Below are 17,065 nucleotides of genomic sequence, written 5' to 3' on the forward strand. Positions count from 1 at the left end.
CGCCAGGCCAGAAGCCAGACCAGCAGAGTATGGCTTCAGCAAGGCCACTTGGCGGGGACGATAAACAGGCGCTCCTGCTCAATCCATAAGGCTGTCGATGCATCCCACTGCATGCTGGCAAACAAACGCGGAGTGTGCCTCAGCGCGATCTGCTCCAGCGTCGCTAGGACATCGTGTGAATCCGGTGTCGCGGACTGGACCCAGGGCCCTAACCAATGGGGTTTGCGCAGATGAACCCAACAGGTTGTGTCCATGGCCCGCACGGCCTCCAGATAGGCCCAACGCCCCCGCTGATGATCCTGCGGCACCCCCACAGGGAGCGTGACGCTATTGGCTTCGGAATAGAACAGATAGCCAGGCATGAAGATGCGCGGTTTGACCGGCGCCTCTATGCCTAACAGATCAAGGGCCGCTACGCTTTCGGCGAGCAATGTGCGCTGACTCTGGTGTTCCAGCATGCGCGCCGTTTTCAGGTCCAGCCGGTCAACCGCGTTGGGGCCGTACCAGTGCACCTGAGTTGGGTCTTCGTTATCGCTCGGTTCAACATAACCAAGATAGAATTTCACAGCAATCTCGTGATGTTCCACCGAACCCGTATGAGGATTGCGCAGGATAAAATCCAGCTCGCCAAGCGTGCGTATCTGGCTGCGTATCGGCAAGTTACGCGCCAGTACTTGCCAGCCGAGCAGATCGCGCAACAGGCATTCGTAAAGCCGCTCGAAATAGTACCCAAGGCGAGGATGGGCGGGCTCGAGCAATGCCGTCGGCGCAGTGGCCGGCATGGCATCCCACCCCTGCAGCGTCTCCAGCGTGCCAAGCGGCAGCTGGGAGCGAAGATCAAACGCCAGAGGACTATCGCTCAGCTGCGCCGCCTGGCACATCCAGGCGAGGTGCCGTATAGCGGGTACTCTGAAGCGCGTCAGGTCCCAGGCAGAAGAATGCAGAGCTGATTTCATATCCCAAGCCTACCTGAAAAGGTCGCCGACACCCGCTCCGATCAGCGCTGGAGTAGAATGTCGGACCAGATAAACCACCCGGAAATACAGCTAATGGCCAAATGGCTGATGAAAACCGAACCCGCGGAATGCGGCATTGATGACTTTGCTCACGACCCGGACAAACTGATTGCCTGGGACGGCGTACGCAACTATCAGGCGAGAAACTTCCTGACAGAGATGGCCGAAGGTGACGAAGCCTTCATATATCATTCCAGCTGCAAACACATCGGCATCGCCGGCATCGTTCGGGTGGCACGTGCAGCCTACCCCGATCCGGCCCAGTTCGACTCCGCGTCACCCTACTACGATGCCAAGAGCACCCAGGACAAACCCCGCTGGCAAGCGGTAGACGTGGTCTTCCAAAGCAAGCTTAATCGATTGATCACTTTGGACGAGCTGAAAGGCACCGCCGGACTCGAGGACCTGCCGCTGGTCAAGCGCGGCAGTCGCCTCTCAGTCATGCCGATAAATGACGAGCAATGGCAGATCATATTGAGGCAAGAAAAATAGCACTAACAACCCACGGACAATACCGCCGCGGGGCTACTTTTTCTTGCCCGAACTTTTTCGTGCGCTGCCGGGCTTGGCGATACTGGCCTGACGAGGTGGCCGTGGCAGGTTCTTCTGTTCCTTGCGGTCGGCCCGGTCGGAGTTGCGTGAGCCGTCCTTGAAACGTTTTTTGCGCTCGGCGTTTTCGGCTTCTTTCTTCGCCTTGGCCACGGCAATGGCTTCTTTTTCGCGCTCGACCAGCTCAGGCGACTCCAGCGTAATACGGCCTAACTTGCCGGACCTGAACTCGTTGATCAGCACCTCGCAGATCTTGTGCAGATTGATTCTGCCCCCCGTCTGCAGTGCCCCCCGACGCGCACCTGCCATCTCCAGAAAATCCAGCTCTGTCGTGGGTACCCTGTCCAGCTGAAAATGCGCCATGATCAGTTCGGGATAAGACTTGATCAGGTACTCAGCAAGAAAAAAGCTGACGTCGTCGTACTCCATCGCCGTGTTCTTGATCGCACCCGTGGCCGCCAACCGATAACTGCTGTCGGGGTTTTCGATCTTTGGCCAGAGAATACCGGGCGTATCCAGCAGTGTGACGCCACTGCCTAGATTAATGCGCTGCTGGTCCTTGGTCACTGCAGGTTCGTTACCCGTCTTGGCAACCACCCGGCCGGCCAGCGTATTAATAAGTGTGGACTTGCCCACATTGGGAATACCAACGATCATCGCGTTGATATTTTTCGCTCCGGCGTCCTTTTCCGGCAGCATCTTGCGGCACAGATCGACCAGCAGCTTTATCCTGCCTGGCTCTTGCGTGGTCGTCGCAAAGGTCTTTACCCCCCGTTCCTGCTCCAGGTACGCCTGCCAGACGGCAGTCATCTCCTGATCCGCCAGATCCGTCTTGCTCAGCACCTTGATGCAGGGTTTGTTACCACGCAACTGAGCAATCGCCGGATTTTCACTAGAATAGGGAATGCGCGCATCCAGCACTTCAATCAACAGATCCACCTGTGGCAGAACCTCCTTGATCGCCTTCTGCGCCTTGTGCATGTGTCCGGGGTACCACTGAATTGCCATTATGCTGCGCCTTGAATCTGCATGAGACCGATATTGTACGTTATGTGGCGGCAAAGCCTCACAACCACACGTCACACAACTATCTGAATCACTGTATATCGCAGAACCAAGCCACAACGCTTTATACCGTTTTGATTAGTGGTCTTCGCCAAATCATCGCGAGCAATTACAATACGGGCGCAAATGACATACATCTCCCGGGCCTGAGTGCCCATCAGGCAAAACGTTGAAACTCAGTAAGCGTCTCACACAGATCGAATCCATGGTCATGCCAGGCTACACGCATATCTGGGATTGTTGCTGCGATCACGGCTTGCTAGGTGCAGAGCTGCTGTCGCGCCAAGCCGCCGAGCATGTGCATTTTGTCGACGTCCTGCCTGAACTGATAGACAGGCTGACTGACAAGCTCCAGCGCTTCTATTTACACTTGCACGCTGCTTGGCATACCCACTGCCTGGATGTGGCTGCACTACCTCTGGGACAGTACTCAGGCAAGCAATTAATCATCATTGCCGGCGTTGGCGGAACCCTGATGACACGTTTTATCCAGGCTATTCATCAGAGAAATCCCACGGCAAATATCGATTTCTTATTGTGCCCCGTTCACCAGGAATACGGATTACGCCAGCAACTCATCGCGCTAGGCTTCAGCCTGAAACAGGAAAATCTGGTTAAGGATAACCAACGCTTTTACGAAATACTGCTGGTCTCGACCGGGCAGGAACAAACGGGGGTATGCCGCAACATCAGCCCGATTGGTGATGTAATCTGGCAGGTGGGAACGCCTGAACAAGAGCGCGTCGCTAAGGGTTATCTAAACAAAACTCTAAAGCACTATCAAAATATGCAATGGGGCAATTCAGAGGATGTGCAGCACGTCATTGATGCGTACCGAGCAGTCGTTATTGGCTACTCGGGGGCTTAAAGCAGGATCAGGAGGCATCTATACAGATCCTTGATGTTAACAAGGTCCGAAATAACCATTAACCATGACTATGGCGCCTTTTGATCCTGACACAAGGTAAGGCTCCGGTTCATACCAATACTTGTCGCGTATTGGCAATGTAGTGATGAACCTGACGCTCGATTTTCGGCTCCACCATCTCCTCCGGACGACGACCGTTGGGGCAGGGCATACGGGGTGTTGTACCGAACAATCGGCAGATCAACGGCCGCTCGCCGTAAACAGTGCAGCCTTGAGGGCCAAGATGTACGCACCTGAGATCATCCAGTGCTGCGTCATGTTCGGCGTCCGATTTCACCGGCAAGCGCGACATTTCTTCCGAAGAGGTAGTAACCGGGCCGCAACAGTCGTGACAGCCCGGCACACATTCGAACGACGGAATACGCTCGCGTAATCGAGCGATGATCTCTTGGTTGCTATTCATTCTCGTGAAAAACTCTAAGTGAAATGACATTTTGTTTGGCGAAAAACACTTGAAAACAAGTCCGTTTCGACCGCATCAACGATACCCAGCAACAGCACTCTTTCTTGTGCCTCTGGCATTTTCTTGCAAGACACGAACGTGTCTGGAATATTCTATCTTCATATATCGTCCAATGCTGGAAAGCGGCCCGACTGTCATACTGTTGGTGAGCGGGAGGGGCCACAGATGCACCTTGTAACTGCAACTGCAAAGAGCTACTTTGATAAAAAGAAAAAGAGCCTACCGAATGAATTCGCAAGCCTCAATCTTCAACATGTCTGGGCGCCAGCACGAGTGAACAGCCGCAAGACACAAGACGATGATTTTCTGTTCCTGTTTCACAGGCTGCCTATCGCCTGTGTACTGACTCGGGTAGCCGACAGTAGCGTACTCGCTGTCAATCCTGCCTGCGAGCAGATGTTTGGTTGGGGTGCCTCACAGATCGTCAACCAGCATTCATCCAAAATGCCCCTGTGGACAGATTTACACCAAAGGGACCCCTTTCTCGACCAATTTTCAGACACCGGCACTATCAATCAATGCGAATTAAGCTTTCGCTGCAGCAACGGACAGATCAAACCGTGCCTGGTCTATGTTGGGCATATTGAGATGAATGGCCAGGCCTGTCGCCTGTCCATGGCCCACGACATATCGGAGAGGGCCGAAGCGGAGCTGGCACTGAAGCAGAGCGAAGCCAAGTTTTCCGCACTGTTTATCGACTCGCCCGAGCCTTACGTGTTGTTCGCCAAGCACAACGCACAAATCGTCGAAATCAATAATCGCTTCACCTACGTTTTTGGCTTTCAGCCGCAGGACGTGATCGGTAAAACAGCTGAAGATATCGGGCTCTGGCGTTATCCAGAAAAGCGCCCGAGCATCATAGATAAACTGCTTCGCGAGCGCTGCCTGCGCAATGAACCGATCGATTTTATCGCCAAGGACGGTCGCGTGTTGAACTGTGAGATATCCAGTAATTTCATTTTGATCGGTACCGAGCGCTGCACGCTGTCTTGCTTCAAAGATGTCACCGAACAGAAGATGATCGAAGCACGTATGAAACATCAGGTCTATCACGATGCACTCACCGATCTGCCCAACCGATTGCTGCTTCAAGACCGGCTTAACCAGCATCTGGTACTCGGCGAGAATCACGGCCTGGGATGCGCGGTCCTGCTGTTTGACCTCGATCACTTCAAGCGTGTTAACGACTCACTGGGCCATAGTTGCGGCGATGCCGTGTTGCAAGAGATCAGTCGTCGCCTGCTCGAAGGCGTGCGTAACGTCGACACAGTAGCCAGGCTGGGCGGCGATGAGTTTGTCGTTCTGCTCACCGGCCTACCCGGCAATGCTCAAGAGATTGCCGAGCACGCCAGAACACATGCAACCCAATTACTAGAGAACCTCTCCACCCCCATGAATATAGAGGGCCATGGATTACAGATGAACTGCAGCATCGGCATCGCCCTGTCATCCGAGCACGGCTGTACCCCAGAAGATCTGCTCAAGCATGCTGATACGGCTCTGTATGGCGCCAAAGCAAGCGGCCGAAACAATATTGCCTTTTTTAAACCGGATATGCAGGTGGCGGTCAGCCAGCGCCTGCAATTGGAAGCCGAACTCCACCAGGCAATACTCAACCAAGAATTCCAGCTGCATTATCAACCACAGGTTGACGCCCGGACACAGCACATCATCGGCGCTGAGGCCTTGATACGCTGGAATCATCCGGTGCAAGGCCTGGTCGGCCCCATGAGCTTTATGCATGTACTCGAAGAAAGCGGAATGATTCTTGAGGCAGGCCACTGGGTCGCACGTCAGGCCTGTGATTTTATTGCCCGCCTGATAAAACGGGGGCTGATTGATATCGGGCAGTTCAGTCTCAGCATCAACATAAGCCCCCGGCAATTTAGTCAGCCCAACTTTGTTGCCCAGATTGCAGCCGCCATTAAAGAACACCAGATTCCTACCCAGTGCCTGAAACTGGAAATTACCGAGGGTATCGTGATCCACAACATCAACGACACCGTGGAAAAGATGAACGAACTTCGTGGCATAGGCATCCGCTTTGCCATCGACGATTTCGGTACCGGGTATTCCTCCCTGAGCTACCTCAAGCGTTTACCCTTGGATCTGCTTAAAATCGATCAATCATTTATCCGCGACTGCACCCATGACAGTAATGACGCCGAAATTGTGCGTGCAATCATCGCCATGGCCCGGAGCCTGAAGCTTGAATTGATTGCCGAAGGCGTGGAAACAGCCGAACAACTGGCTTTTTTGCAACAACAGGACTGCCATACCTATCAAGGCTATTACTTCAGCCGCGCAGTGGCCGAGACGGCATTCTGTCAATTGCTGGTCAGTACATCAGCTTAGCACTGAACTCCCCTATTCAGCTGCGTCGGAAAAACCCACAAAATTGGCCACGTCGTTTACTGGCCGACGCTTCGAGACCACAGCGTTGGCGGGAAATTGCTCATCTGGGTAGCCCATCGCAACACAGATCATGATGACTTGATCATCTGGAATACCCGCATGCTTGCGAACAACCGACGAATGCATGATCCCCTGGCTGTTTACAACACAGCCCAGACCTCGGGACCAGGCCGCGTTCACCAGGCCATTGACCAAGGCGCCACAGTCGAACTGAGCGACATCGCCTTCGCGTAAGGCACGATCATAGGTGACCACGACAGAGACAGGCGCATCAAACTGCCGGAAGCCACGCAGTATCCAGTCCTGGCGTTTTTCCTTGTCATCGCGGGCGATCCCCATCGCCTGAAACAGTTGTACCGCGATCTCAACCTGGCGCTGCCGGTGTTCACCCTGATAGTTACCCACATCACGGCTATCCTTGGCCGGCGGAACACCGTTCAGCATGCGCTCGGTATTATCGGCCCGAATACGATCCAGCGGTTCCCCCGAGAGCACATGCAAGTGCCAAGGCTGTGTATTCATGGACGATGGCGCCCGAATGGCCAGCGCAATGACCTCCTCAATAACGCTACGCGGAACTGATTGCTGCTGAAAAGCGCGAATACTGCGACGCCCGAGTACAACATCTTCGTAGTTCACCCTTCATCTCCTCGTCAAATATGATGGCTGACAACACATCTCTTTCAATGCTCGCCAGCTTGCAATCCAGGCCCAAGCATTCTCGCGCCAGGAATCGAGATTGCATGCAGCCAGATACCGCCCCCGCAGACAATGATTATTCCACCCATGAATGTCGCAGGGAGTATACCCAGTCATGGGACTCGGTCGTTATCAGCGATAGGCTATCGCACGATACGGAGGCTCCAATCGTTGGATAGGGAAAGACAGAAATCACCCCTAGCCTATCTTGCTCTAAGAAAAAGCTAATGAGTCCACGGTAACTTGTTGATTTTGCTTATATGATCTATACCCAATACGATAACACCACCGGTTAGGCGCTTGCGTAATGCGCAGCCTATCCGTCTGCATGCGAGCGTGCGTATACCAAAGCAAGCAGTGACCGGCAACAATAGTGAGGAATTCCCGAATGGCAGAGTCTCGTAGCGTCACCGTGTTTTATGACGAAGTCATGCTCGGCCATAATCCCCAGGTGGATTTGCCCTTTTTGCCCAGTCGAGTAGAAAAGCGTGTAAGAGATATTCTGCAAGGGCTGAACTTTAAATGGAGTTACCCTGAACACCTTGGACGGCTTAGCGCAGTCATGGACTGGCTCGACGAACACCCGATCCCCGGTGTGCAAATCAAGGCCGGGCCACACGCTACTTACGAGCAACTGAGCCGCGTGCACACCACGGCCCACCTGGATCACATTTTCTCCCTAAAAGGCCAACGTGCCTGGCTGGACAGGGATACTACCGCCGTCTCGCCAGACAGTGTTCATGCCGCAACTTCCGCTGCAGGTAACGCGATCGCTGCGGTCGAGTGCGTAGTCAAAGGTGAATCGCAAAGCGCTTTCGCGCTAGTCCGCCCCCCAGGCCACCATGCCGAACCGGTTCGAGCGCGCGGCTTTTGCCTGTTCAACAATGTGGCTGTGGCTGCCGCACACGCACAGGCACAGCTGGGTTGCGAGCGTATCCTGATCGTCGACTGGGATGCCCACCATGGTAATGGTACGCAGGATATATTCTGGGCCGATCCGGATGTGCTGTTTTTCGACACCCATTGTGCCGCGCCGTTTTATCCGAACTCGGGCCTTATGGAAGAGATCGGCGCGGGCCTTGGCGAAGGCTATACAGTTAACGTCCCGCTTCCGGAAGCCACCGGCGATATCGCCCTTGAGAAAGCATTCCGCGAAATACTGATTCCTGCCGCAAACTATTTTAAACCTGATCTGGTGCTTGTCTCCGCCGGTTGCGATCCACACCATAACGACATGGCCTTGAATGTGAGTTACGACGGCTTTGCCGTGCTCACCAGCATTGTTCAAGGCATTGCCGACAAGCACTGCAACGGCCGGCTGGTTCTGGTGCTGGAAGGCGGCTACAACCTCACCTCCCTCTCCCGAGGTGTGCATACGATGTTGACGATAATGGCCGGCGGCGAGGCTCCGGAGTTAACTGAATGTGGCGTGCGCGAAGTCACACAAGCGGCGGAATTTCATCGCGATGCATTCAAAGACGAATAACGCCAAAATACCTATGCTTACTCTTTTTTCGATGGATTCATGACCGGCAATAAAATCTCGTTACGCCGCATGAACCAGGGCATAAATGGAGGGTCATATCGAGCCCAGATCGGCTCTCCGATCACACTTAAGGCCTTATCCTGTACCCATGCATCCAACTTTTCCTTGTTCCGCAGATAGCCTTTTTCACTCCACAAGCCCGAATAACGAATCGCTGCAATATGTCGAGCGGGGACCTGTCGCAGGATGACGGTTGAGTCCTTGGGTTCTGGTAGAGTCTCTAGCGTGAAGGAGGCGGGCATCATAAAGCTGACCATCCAACGCCCGTTATCCTGTTGTTGACCAACGGGTGAAGTCATGTCGATCTGCTCGCTTGCGGCCTCCTGGCCTACTGGCGAGGTCATATCAACTGTCTCTCGCGTCTTGTTCTCGCCAGATATATATTTGAAGAGCTTGCCGAAGGCTTTATTACCTGCACTATCAAAGTCGCCGTCAACCGCGGTTTCAGCAAGTATGTGTGCCTCATAGCGGCGCAACTCGAAGGACTCCTCTTTGAGTACAACTGTGTACTCTGCCTCCTCAGCCGCCATAGCGTTACCCGCTCCGCATATCACTGTTAGAAAGCCCCATGCAACCCACCCTGCGCGCACCATAAGATTCTTCCTTTCATTTTCTACGGTAAGAGCCGGCTGTCTGACATGAGATTGTAAGCGTTGTGTTTGCAATTCTAGCCGCGCTCAACAAGACACTCATAACCACCCATTTCAAATTCACGGCAGATAAAGGGGCGTTTATCATAAATACTGCAGAGCATGGTGTGTCGATCCAAAGCAGCACACCATCCATCGTCTAGACGAGCCATAGTCATACCGCCCCACTGATCAAACGCTACATACTTTTCCGGCACCCCTGTATCTGTAATAAGCATCACCTCCAAACGGCAACAATTTGCCCGGCAGGTTGCGCAGGTCACATCATTGCCAGGCAGATTGGTCACTTCAATCATTGAGATCAAACACCATACAAGGCTTTGAGGTGCGTCATGAAACCTGGGCGATCGCTTACTGAATCCATGCGAACCTTCTTGACCTGAGGGCGCGCCTCCATCCGTGCGCAGTATGCATCCAGTCCAGGTACCTCTGACAGAGGATCTCTGCCCAGAAACTTTATCCCCACGTTGCGGACAATCGGCAGGTTCAAAATCGCCGCGATATCGGCCAGAGTAAATTGGTCACCATAGGCAAACTGCTCAAAGCTCGACAGCTTTGCCAGCGCTACAACGGCCTTGTTGAAGCTGTTCTCAACTTCTTTCAACACGACTGGATCAGGCTCGGTACCGAGTAACAGATTCGGGATCAGGCGGCGGGCAACAAGCTCGAAATAAAGCTCAATGAACTGTGACAACTCCTGCACTTTAGCAACGCCGAAGGGTGTATCCGGCAGCAGTGAATGTTGCGGATAAGCTCTTTCAATATAATCTAAAATCGCACGTGATTCGCTGATGTAGCCTTCGGCTGTTTCAAGTGCCGGCACCTTGCCAAGCGGGCTCTTATCGAGATATTCGGGCTTATACTGTGGACCCACCCCGGTGTAGGACAAAACCTCTTCAAACTCAATACCTTTTTCCAAAAGGGCAAGTTTTGGAACATTGTAGTAATTGCTGGCAGAAAAACCGTGCAGTTTGATCATTTTAATTTCCATCGTTTGGGTCAACACTTAGCATCTAGGACTTGGCGATCCAATGCAAACCGTCTCAACCACCCACTCCAAAATATCCACACAATAAAAAAGCCCAGGGATTAGCTGGGCTCCTGTTACTGCACGTGATGCTCGTACTTAGGCATCTTGGCCTTCGGCACCTTCAACATCCTTGATGGACAGCTTGATACGACCGCGGTTGTCCACGTCCAGTACCAGTACGCGAACCATCTGACCTTCGGTCAGAACGTCAGTCACTTTCTCGATGCGCTGGTTGGCGATCTGAGAAATGTGCACAAGGCCGTCCTTGCCCGGCAGGATATTAACGAATGCGCCAAAGTCGACGATGCGCTCTACCTTGCCTTCATAGATCTTACCGATTTCGGCTTCTGCAGTGATCTCGTCAACCCGTGCCTTGGCAGCGTTGGCAGCGTCCTTGGTGGGCGCGAAGATTTTGACTGAACCATCATCGGTGATATCGATAGAAGCACCCGTTTCTTCGCAGATACCACGAATAGTAGCGCCGCCCTTGCCGATCACATCACGGATCTTGTCGGAGTCGATCTTCATACTGATCATAGTCGGTGCGTTGGAAGACAGTTCTTTGCGCGACTCGCCAAGGATCTGATTCATTTGACCGAGAATGTTCAGGCGGGCTTCCAGTGCCTGACCCAGCGCAATTTCCATGATCTCTTCGGTGATGCCTTTGATCTTGATATCCATCTGCAGAGCGGTAACGCCCTTGCTGGTACCAGCCACCTTGAAGTCCATGTCGCCAAGGTGATCTTCGTCACCCAGGATATCCGTCAGAATGGCGAACTTCTCGCCTTCCTTGACCAGACCCATGGCGATACCGGCAACCGGTGCGCTCAGCGGTACGCCGGCGTCCATCAGAGCCAGGGACGCGCCACACACGGAAGCCATGGAGCTGGAACCGTTAGACTCGGTGATTTCCGATACCACGCGAATGGTGTAAGGGAAGTCATCCATGTTCGGCATGACCGCGGCAATACTGCGACGAGCCAGACGGCCGTGACCAACTTCGCGACGACCGGTGCCGCCCATACGACCACATTCGCCTACGGAGTAAGGAGGGAAGTTGTAATGCAGCATGAAGGGATCTTTCTTCTCGCCTTCCAATGTGTCCAGCAACTGTGCGTCGCGGGCAGTACCCAGCGTGGTCACAACCAGAGCCTGGGTTTCACCACGTGTGAACAAAGCTGAGCCATGGGTGCGATCCAGTACGCCGACTTCGATGTTCAGCGGGCGAACCGTTTTGGTGTCACGACCGTCGATACGTGGATTGCCGTTCACAATGCTTTCACGCACGGTGCGGTACTCAATCTCACCAAATGCGTCCTTAACATCGCTGGCTGAGGGCTTGCCCTCTTCGCTGCCGGACAATGCGTCAATAGCCTTGTTACGCAACTCACCCAGGTGAGTATAGCGAGCCATCTTGTCGGTAACGGTGTAACCCTCTGCAATACCGGCACCAAACTGAGACTTGATGGCGTCCAGCAAAGCAGTGTTTTCCGGAGCAGCCGTCCAGTCCCAACGGGCCTTGCCAGTTTCAGCGGCGAGTTCCTTGATGGCCTGAACAGCCGGCTGGAACTCCATGTGAGCGAAGAGTACTGCGCCCAGCATCTGGTCTTCGGTCAGCTCTTTGGCTTCAGACTCAACCATCAGTACGGCGTCTTCAGTACCGGCTACGATCATATCCAGACGTGAGTCTTTGAGCTGTTCGTAGGTGGGGTTAAGGATGTAGCCATTGTTCGCATCAAAACCAACCCGTGAGCCAGCGATGGGGCCGTCAAACGGTATGCCAGAGATTGCCAGGGCGGCGGATGTGCCGATCAGCGCGGCGATATCTGGGTCAGTGGTTTTATCGGTGGAAACGACAGTACACACCACCTGGACTTCATTCATGAATCCGTCAGGAAACAGCGGGCGGATCGGACGATCGATCAGGCGTGAGGTCAAGGTCTCTTTTTCAGTAGGACGACCTTCACGCTTGAAGAAGCCACCGGGGATACGGCCTGCGGCGTAGGTCTTCTCGATGTAATGCACAGACAGAGGGAAGAAGTCACGACCGGAGTCGGCTTTCTTGGCGCCAACGACGGTACACAGCACGCTGACGGCATTGTCGATGCTGACCAATACGGCACCAGAAGCCTGGCGGGCAATACGGCCCGTTTCCAGGGTGATGGTGTTATTGCCTAATTTAAATTGTTTGATAACCGGTTTCACGGTGTGCTCTCTCTGTATTTGCCTTTGGGGAAACTCTGGGCACGACCGGGTTTCGGACCCGATCATGTCCAAACGGGACTTGTCGCTTAGCGACGCAGACCCAGACTGCTGATCAAGCTGCTGTAACGCGGTATGTCTTTCGACTTCAGATAATCCAGCAGCTTACGACGCTGGTTTACCATCCGGATCAGACCGCGACGTGAGTGGTGATCCTTCTTGTTAATCTTGAAGTGACCCTGGAGCTTGTTGATGTTTGCAGTCAACAGCGCTACCTGGACTTCAGGAGAACCGGTGTCACCTTCGCCACGGGCATATTCGGTTACGATTGCAGCTTTCTCTTCGACGCTCAGTGCCATGATAGCTTTCCTCTGAGTGAACAGGCCGGGAACCTAATCCCGTGTTTTAAATCGAGGAGTGACCATGCCTGTTAACAGCCACCCTCGTTGTGACCCTGATGGGTCAACTTCGTTTGCCTAGCCGTGAAAACGCATCAAGCGTTTCGGTGCTACGCGGGCATCGTCGGTAATCTCGCCGATACCAATAAATTGTCCCGTATGGTCGCGTAGCCGGACCATACCAAATGCCGGACTGCCTGGGACCATGACCGCCTGACCGTGATTAAGATAATAAGCAGTCTGCTCGGTAAGTTCGACAAAGGGCCAATCTTCCAATCCACTGTCGCTGGGTAACAACAGATGATCAAGCGCAAGATGCCCACCTTCGGCATGGAGCTGTTCAAGGGTTTCCAGTGTCACGCTCTGGGTCAAATCAAAGGGCCCAGCCTGCGTACGACGCAATTCCGACACATGGGCACCACACCCGAGCGCTTCACCCATATCCTCTACCAAGGTACGGATATAGGTGCCTTTGGTGCAATGCACCTCCAGGCGCAGGCGATCAGACTCAAGACCCAGAATCTTCAATTTGTTGATGGTAACAGATCGCGCCTTGCGCTCCACTGTTTCCCCCGCCCGAGCCAGCTTGTACAGCGGTTGCCCCTCGTGCTTGAGAGCAGAATACATTGGCGGGATCTGCTCTATGGGGCCACTGAAATGAGGAAGAATTGCTTCCACTTGCTCCAGCGTGACGCTAACGGGTCGATTTAGCAGCACCTCACCTTCAGCGTCGCCGGTAGTGGTCGTCAAGCCCAGCCTCGCCTCGGTAACGTACGCCTTGTCTGCATCCAGCAAATACTGGGAAAACTTGGTGGCTTCGCCCAAGCATAATGGCAGCACGCCACTAGCAAGCGGATCCAGACTGCCGGTATGACCGCCCTTGGCGGCATTGAACAGCCACCGCACTTTTTGCAAAGCGGCATTGGAAGTCATGCCCAGCGGCTTGTCAAAAATCAGTACGCCGTCAATATCGCGACGCTTGATGCGGGGTGCCGACAAAACTCTACTCCTCGCCATCCGTTTTATGCTCGCGATCTTCGGCCACTGCACGCTCGATCAGCGACGACAAATGCACACCACGGCGCACGCTTTCATCGTAATGAAAATGCAGTTGTGGAACACTACGCAACTTCATAACTTTGCCTAACTGCATACGCAGGAATCCAGCGACGTTTTTCAAAATCGCCAAATTCTCGGCAATATCTTCTTCACTATCCTTGTTCATCAGCGTGATGTAGACCTTGGCGTGGGCTAGGTCCCGACTCACGTCGACAGCTGTGATGGTGATCATGCCAAGCCGCGGATCACGGATATCACGTTGGATCAAAAGCGCCAATTCGCGCTGCATCTGGTCCGCTACGCGGTGGGTACGACTGTTTTCATTAGCCATAAAATCTGTCTCTGGCCACCCGCAGGTGGCCTAAAAAAGCGGAACGTCGCAAACGTGAACGGCAAGCACCCGGATCAGCTTACGCTGAGCCCGATGCCTGCCGTATTTCACTGCCTGCAGCTATTACAGGCTGCGTTGGACCTGGATACGCTCGAAGACTTCGATGCGGTCACCCGGCTTAACGTCATTATAGTTCTTCACACCGACACCGCACTCCATGCCATTACGCACTTCGGCAACGTCATCCTTGAAGCGACGCAGGGATTCCAGCTCGCCTTCATAGATAACGACGTCCTGGCGAAGTACACGGATCGGGCGGTTACGGTAGATTGTGCCTTCAATGACCATACAGCCCGCCACGTCACCAAACTTGGGTGAACGGAACACGTCACGTACTTCGGCAACACCGAGGATCTGCTCACGAACATCACTACCCAGCATACCGCCCAGGGCTTTCTTGACGTCGTCGATGATCTCGTAAATGACACTGTAGTAACGCAGATCAATGCTTTCCGACTCAACAATTTTGCGTGCAGTAGCATCAGCTCGAACGTTGAAACCAAAGATAACGGCATTGGAAGCCAATGCCAGGTTGGCGTCGGTTTCGGTGATACCACCCACGCCTCCGGAGATGATCTTGACCTGAACCTCGTCGTTACCCAATTCGCTGAGCGAGCTTTGCAGAGCCTCTAAGGAGCCGCGCACATCGGATTTGAGTACGATGTTGAGCGTCTTCTTTTCGTCCTGGCCCAGATTATCAAACATGTTCTCGAGCTTGGAGGACTGCTGACGCGCCAACTTGATCTCGCGGAACTTGCCCTGACGGAACAAAGCAACTTCACGCGCTTTCTTCTCGTCGGTGACAACAGTGAGTTCATCACCGGCGCCAGGCGTACCGTCCAGACCGAGAATCTCGACCGGGATGGATGGACCTGCTTCCTTGATCGGCTTGCCGTTTTCGTCATACATCGCACGAATGCGGCCGTAATTGACGCCAGCCAAAACGATATCGCCCTGACGCAGCGTACCGTTCTGTACCAGGACCGTAGCAACCGGGCCACGACCCTTGTCCAGACGGGACTCGACTACCACACCGCGACCTGGAGCCGACGGCTGGGCCTGCAGTTCAAGCACTTCTGCTTGCAACAGCACAGCTTCAAGCAACTCGTCTATACCGGTACCATCCTTGGCCGAGACGTGCATGAACATGGTGTCACCGCCCCATTCTTCGGGAAGCACATCCAATGCCGCCAGACCGTTCTTGATGCGATCCGGGTCAGCATCTTCCTTGTCGATCTTGTTGACCGCGACCACCATAGGAACGCCGGCAGCTTTGGCATGCGCCACAGCTTCTTCAGTCTGGGGCATTACGCCATCGTCAGCTGCCACTACCAAGATCACTATATCCGTTGCCTTGGCACCACGGGCACGCATTGCAGTAAACGCAGCGTGGCCAGGGGTGTCGAGGAAGGTAACCATGCCGCGATCAGTCTCGACGTGGTAGGCACCAATGTGCTGAGTAATACCGCCAGCTTCGCCGGATGCCACCTTGGCACGTCGAATGTAGTCAAGTAGCGACGTTTTACCGTGGTCAACGTGACCCATGACGGTAACAACCGGCGCCCGGCTGACCAACTCACCTTCATGTGCATGAGACTCTGATACCAGAGCGTCCTCGAGATCGCTGTCGCTGATCTGCTTGACCTTGTGGCCCAGATCCTCAGCAATGATGCTCGCCGTATCCTGATCCAACACTTGGTTGATCGTCACCATGTTGCCTGACTTGAACATGTACTTGATGACTTCAGCTGCCTTGATGGACATCTTCTGAGCCAGTTCGGCCACAGTGATGGTCTCGCCAATTACCACTTCTCGCACTATCGGTCCTGTCGGCTTCTCGAAGCCGTGTACATTGCGTTTCTTGTTCGCCTTCAGCTTGCCACCACCGCCACGGCGGCGTGAGCCAGCATCATCGTCATCGCTGACGCGAGGCGCGTTACGACCTTTAGCACTGTTCCCAGCACGCTTGCGACTCCGCTCTTCCTCTTCCTCGGCACGTGTCGGCTTGCGATGCGCATCTTTTTTCTTGGAATGGTCGGGCTTGTCGGCCGGTGGCGCAATAACCACAGGGGCGGCTGGCGGCGCGGGTGCCGCAACCGGCGCTGCGGGCTCGACCTTGGCCGGCTCCTCGGCGGCAGGGGCAGGGGCAGGGGCAGGAGATTCAGGCGCTTTGCTCTCAGCCTGAACAGCGGCACTCTCTGCTTCCTCAAATTTGCGCTTGGCTTCTGCCTCGACGGCGGCCTGACGTGCATCCTCCGCTGCGCGCAACTCATCTGCCTCGCGTTGACGCTCGACATCCAGGTCAACTGGATCGCGCTTAACGTAAGTCTTTTTCTTGCGTACTTCGACATTGACAGTTTTGCTGCCGGCAACCCGCAGGGTGCTCACTGTCTTGCGCTTGAGGGTTATCTTGCGAGGCTCGCCGGCGGTCTCTCCGCCGTGTGAGTTCTTCAGATAAGCCAGTAGTGCCTGCTTTTCCTCATCACTCACGCGCTGATCCGCGCTGGTTTGGGGCAAACCGGCTTCATGCATCTGCTGTAGCAGACGCTCCAGGGGTGTACCCACCACCTGGGCCAACTCTTTGACCGTTACTTCCGCCATTCAATTCTCTCCTCAGTCGGGTTCCTGCTCAAGATCAGGATAAATTCGCTTAC

The 17,065-nt window shown here is 54.2% G+C and carries 16 protein-coding genes; 4 read left to right on the plus strand and 12 right to left on the minus strand.

The genetic code is table 11. From position 1 onward, the window contains the following. Nucleotides 1-35: 35 nt before the first annotated feature. The gene (locus ACJAXR_RS12765) at nt 36-956 is read right to left on the minus strand and encodes a DUF1853 family protein (RefSeq protein WP_415058657.1); all 921 of its coding nucleotides are present in this window, start codon (nt 954-956) and stop codon (nt 36-38) included. Nucleotides 957-1,049: 93 nt separating this feature from the next. On the opposite strand from ACJAXR_RS12765, the gene ACJAXR_RS12770 reads away from it, so the two are divergent. Then, nucleotides 1,050-1,508: an EVE domain-containing protein gene (locus ACJAXR_RS12770; protein ID WP_415058723.1), complete on the plus strand. Its 459-nt coding sequence runs from the start codon at nt 1,050-1,052 to the stop codon at nt 1,506-1,508. 33 nt (nt 1,509-1,541) lie between these two features. Here ACJAXR_RS12770 and ylqF read toward each other — a convergent pair whose 3' ends face one another. Next, the gene (ylqF, locus tag ACJAXR_RS12775; protein ID WP_415058658.1) at nt 1,542-2,573 is read right to left on the minus strand and encodes a ribosome biogenesis GTPase YlqF; all 1,032 of its coding nucleotides are present in this window, start codon (nt 2,571-2,573) and stop codon (nt 1,542-1,544) included. A 226-nt stretch (nt 2,574-2,799) separates the two neighbouring features. Here ylqF and ACJAXR_RS12780 point away from each other — a divergent pair, with 226 nt between their 5' ends. Then, complete coding sequence (locus ACJAXR_RS12780; protein WP_415058659.1) at nt 2,800-3,498, plus strand: tRNA (adenine(22)-N(1))-methyltransferase; 699 nt, start codon at nt 2,800-2,802, stop codon at nt 3,496-3,498. A 109-nt stretch (nt 3,499-3,607) separates the two neighbouring features. On the opposite strand, the gene ACJAXR_RS12785 is transcribed toward ACJAXR_RS12780, so the two are convergent. Then, nucleotides 3,608-3,961, minus strand: coding sequence for a YkgJ family cysteine cluster protein (locus tag ACJAXR_RS12785; protein WP_415058660.1), 354 nt, complete (start codon nt 3,959-3,961; stop codon nt 3,608-3,610). A 225-nt stretch (nt 3,962-4,186) separates the two neighbouring features. Here ACJAXR_RS12785 and ACJAXR_RS12790 point away from each other — a divergent pair, with 225 nt between their 5' ends. Next, the gene (locus tag ACJAXR_RS12790; protein ID WP_415058661.1) at nt 4,187-6,376 is read left to right on the plus strand and encodes an EAL domain-containing protein; all 2,190 of its coding nucleotides are present in this window, start codon (nt 4,187-4,189) and stop codon (nt 6,374-6,376) included. Nucleotides 6,377-6,388: 12 nt separating this feature from the next. On the opposite strand, the gene ACJAXR_RS12795 is transcribed toward ACJAXR_RS12790, so the two are convergent. After that, nucleotides 6,389-7,075, minus strand: a complete 687-nt coding sequence (locus tag ACJAXR_RS12795) for a nitroreductase (RefSeq protein WP_415058662.1) — start codon at nt 7,073-7,075, stop codon at nt 6,389-6,391. A gap of 448 nt (nt 7,076-7,523) precedes the next feature. Between ACJAXR_RS12795 and ACJAXR_RS12800 the strand changes: the two genes are divergently transcribed. Beyond that, nucleotides 7,524-8,621, plus strand: a complete 1,098-nt coding sequence (locus ACJAXR_RS12800) for a histone deacetylase (protein ID WP_415058663.1) — start codon at nt 7,524-7,526, stop codon at nt 8,619-8,621. Between the two features lie 17 nt (nt 8,622-8,638). On the opposite strand, the gene ACJAXR_RS12805 is transcribed toward ACJAXR_RS12800, so the two are convergent. The 8 genes from ACJAXR_RS12805 to infB form a co-directional block, all read right to left on the minus strand. Further along, nucleotides 8,639-9,274, minus strand: coding sequence for an SOUL family heme-binding protein (locus tag ACJAXR_RS12805; RefSeq protein ID WP_415058664.1), 636 nt, complete (start codon nt 9,272-9,274; stop codon nt 8,639-8,641). Nucleotides 9,275-9,348: 74 nt separating this feature from the next. Further along, nucleotides 9,349-9,627 (minus strand): YkgJ family cysteine cluster protein, encoded by a 279-nt coding sequence (locus ACJAXR_RS12810; RefSeq protein WP_415058665.1) that lies wholly within the window; start codon nt 9,625-9,627, stop codon nt 9,349-9,351. Between the two features lie 5 nt (nt 9,628-9,632). Continuing rightward, nucleotides 9,633-10,310, minus strand: a complete 678-nt coding sequence (locus ACJAXR_RS12815) for a glutathione S-transferase family protein (RefSeq protein ID WP_415058666.1) — start codon at nt 10,308-10,310, stop codon at nt 9,633-9,635. Nucleotides 10,311-10,457: 147 nt separating this feature from the next. After that, nucleotides 10,458-12,566, minus strand: a complete 2,109-nt coding sequence (gene pnp, locus ACJAXR_RS12820; RefSeq protein WP_415058667.1) for a polyribonucleotide nucleotidyltransferase — start codon at nt 12,564-12,566, stop codon at nt 10,458-10,460. An 86-nt stretch (nt 12,567-12,652) separates the two neighbouring features. Beyond that, nucleotides 12,653-12,922, minus strand: coding sequence for a 30S ribosomal protein S15 (rpsO, locus tag ACJAXR_RS12825; RefSeq protein WP_339844495.1), 270 nt, complete (start codon nt 12,920-12,922; stop codon nt 12,653-12,655). Between the two features lie 117 nt (nt 12,923-13,039). Continuing rightward, nucleotides 13,040-13,960 carry a tRNA pseudouridine(55) synthase TruB gene (truB, locus tag ACJAXR_RS12830; RefSeq protein ID WP_415058668.1) on the minus strand — a complete coding sequence of 307 codons (921 nt, stop codon included), beginning with the start codon at nt 13,958-13,960 and terminating at the stop codon, nt 13,040-13,042. 4 nt (nt 13,961-13,964) lie between these two features. After that, nucleotides 13,965-14,351, minus strand: a complete 387-nt coding sequence (rbfA, locus tag ACJAXR_RS12835; protein WP_415058669.1) for a 30S ribosome-binding factor RbfA — start codon at nt 14,349-14,351, stop codon at nt 13,965-13,967. A gap of 123 nt (nt 14,352-14,474) precedes the next feature. Further along, complete coding sequence (gene infB / locus ACJAXR_RS12840; protein ID WP_415058670.1) at nt 14,475-17,012, minus strand: translation initiation factor IF-2; 2,538 nt, start codon at nt 17,010-17,012, stop codon at nt 14,475-14,477. Nucleotides 17,013-17,065: the final 53 nt, after the last annotated feature.

The sequence above is a fragment of the Halopseudomonas sp. genome (assembly GCF_047631575.1).
Classification (GTDB): domain Bacteria; phylum Pseudomonadota; class Gammaproteobacteria; order Pseudomonadales; family Pseudomonadaceae; genus Halopseudomonas.

What these genes read in the sequence shown, in the direction of transcription:
- ACJAXR_RS12765 (WP_415058657.1), bottom strand. Translation starts at nt 956, where the DNA reads ATGAAATCAGCTCTGCATTCTTCTGCCTGGGACCTGACGCGCTTCAGA.
- ACJAXR_RS12770 (WP_415058723.1), top strand. Translation starts at nt 1,050, where the DNA reads ATGGCCAAATGGCTGATGAAAACCGAACCCGCGGAATGCGGCATTGAT.
- ylqF (WP_415058658.1), bottom strand. Translation starts at nt 2,573, where the DNA reads ATGGCAATTCAGTGGTACCCCGGACACATGCACAAGGCGCAGAAGGCG.
- ACJAXR_RS12785 (WP_415058660.1), bottom strand. Translation starts at nt 3,961, where the DNA reads ATGAATAGCAACCAAGAGATCATCGCTCGATTACGCGAGCGTATTCCG.
- ACJAXR_RS12790 (WP_415058661.1), top strand. Translation starts at nt 4,187, where the DNA reads ATGCACCTTGTAACTGCAACTGCAAAGAGCTACTTTGATAAAAAGAAA.
- ACJAXR_RS12800 (WP_415058663.1), top strand. Translation starts at nt 7,524, where the DNA reads ATGGCAGAGTCTCGTAGCGTCACCGTGTTTTATGACGAAGTCATGCTC.
- ACJAXR_RS12805 (WP_415058664.1), bottom strand. Translation starts at nt 9,274, where the DNA reads ATGGTGCGCGCAGGGTGGGTTGCATGGGGCTTTCTAACAGTGATATGC.
- ACJAXR_RS12810 (WP_415058665.1), bottom strand. Translation starts at nt 9,627, where the DNA reads ATGATTGAAGTGACCAATCTGCCTGGCAATGATGTGACCTGCGCAACC.
- ACJAXR_RS12815 (WP_415058666.1), bottom strand. Translation starts at nt 10,310, where the DNA reads ATGATCAAACTGCACGGTTTTTCTGCCAGCAATTACTACAATGTTCCA.
- rpsO (WP_339844495.1), bottom strand. Translation starts at nt 12,922, where the DNA reads ATGGCACTGAGCGTCGAAGAGAAAGCTGCAATCGTAACCGAATATGCC.
- rbfA (WP_415058669.1), bottom strand. Translation starts at nt 14,351, where the DNA reads ATGGCTAATGAAAACAGTCGTACCCACCGCGTAGCGGACCAGATGCAG.
- infB (WP_415058670.1), bottom strand. Translation starts at nt 17,012, where the DNA reads ATGGCGGAAGTAACGGTCAAAGAGTTGGCCCAGGTGGTGGGTACACCC.